Origin of the sequence: Thermoactinomyces sp. DSM 45891, assembly GCF_900119485.1 — a bacterium.
GTDB lineage: Bacteria > Bacillota > Bacilli > Thermoactinomycetales > Thermoactinomycetaceae > Baia.
In genome coordinates this window covers 1-1,187 of the sequence record NZ_FPJZ01000045.1, presented here as the reverse complement: position 1 = coordinate 1,187, position 1,187 = coordinate 1, and the positions used below count along the sequence as shown (strand labels likewise).

The following is a 1,187-nucleotide window of genomic DNA, read 5'->3' as shown; positions in this document are numbered from 1 at the left end:
CAAGGGGATAAGGAAGTCTTTCTTTATGTTAATAAGAAATTCCAAGAGACAACACAGGCTGGCGAAATGATGCAAGGATCTTTGCCATTAGAGGGGGAGTTATTAAAGCCTAACCAGTACACTGTTACAGCTGTTCAGTTTGCAGATAATGATCCGAAAAAAGGCGAAGTAATTGAGTATCACGAAGCGAAATTTGAAGTTAAAGCACATCAATAAAGTCGTTTGATTTATTGGCCATTAAAATTGCTATCGTTTGATATCAGATGATACCTAATGATAGTAAATGATATCAAATCACTCATACGATACCCAATGTACTCATATAGTATAGTGACGTCTAGACATCAAGACGTCTTAGTTAAAATACGATTATATTCCCTCCTTTCACAAGGAGGTTATTTATCGTGCAATAAAAGATATTCATAGATGATTGGAGTTATTCCGAAAGGGAGGGGATTAAGTATCGAGTTGATAGCACCGTTTATCCAGAAAAATCATGAGAAGCGAATTGTCTATGGGCCAGTCCTAGTTCCTAACGAGCCAGATCATGATGGAGACAAGGTAAACACGGACAAAATTGAAGAAGTAGCCCATCGCTTTGTAGAAAAGTATGCGAATATCGACTTGCAGCACTCATTAAACAATGTTGGGAGTCTCGTTGAAACCTATATAACACCTGTGGATCTCACCTTTGATGATGTCACAGTTCCTCAAGGATCGTGGATGCTAGGTGTTCGTGTGACGGATGAATCAGTCTGGTCAAATGTAAAAAAAGGGAAACTAACAGGCTTCTCTATTATGGGAATTCCCCAAGCTGTCATGAAGAGTCAATCTAATCAAGAGATACAAGCATCATTAAAACGAATCACTCTGAAGGATTTAGGAGAGGATTGGATCGTTAACGCTGTTTCGCTTGTGGATGAGCCATGTGTGCCTAAAGCTAAATTCTTAGTCGTTAAATCTAAGGAAAAAGAAGACACACCAGATGGCTTGTTTGCCAAGTTAAAACAATTGATATCAAGTCATAAGAGTGTGGAAGAATCAACTGGAGGAGAGCAGATGGATAAAGAGGAAATACAATCTTTTGTGGAAGAGACGGTTAAAAAGGCTATACATGAGGCTGTGGAAGAGATTAGGCCGTCTATCAAAGAGGAAAGGGAAGATAGTCCCGTTGAAGTGACAGATCA

General features: G+C 39.1%; 1 protein-coding gene and 1 pseudogene. Both read left to right on the top strand.

Going from position 1 to position 1,187, the window contains the following annotated elements:
• Window positions 1–216 (top strand): annotated as a pseudogene (locus BT147_RS15715) (hypothetical protein); the annotation flags it as partial.
• Between the two features lie 210 nt (window positions 217–426).
• Window positions 427–1,187, top strand: a 761-nt coding sequence (locus tag BT147_RS14920; protein WP_286119544.1) for an XkdF-like putative serine protease domain-containing protein, incomplete at its 3' end; no start/stop codon positions are given.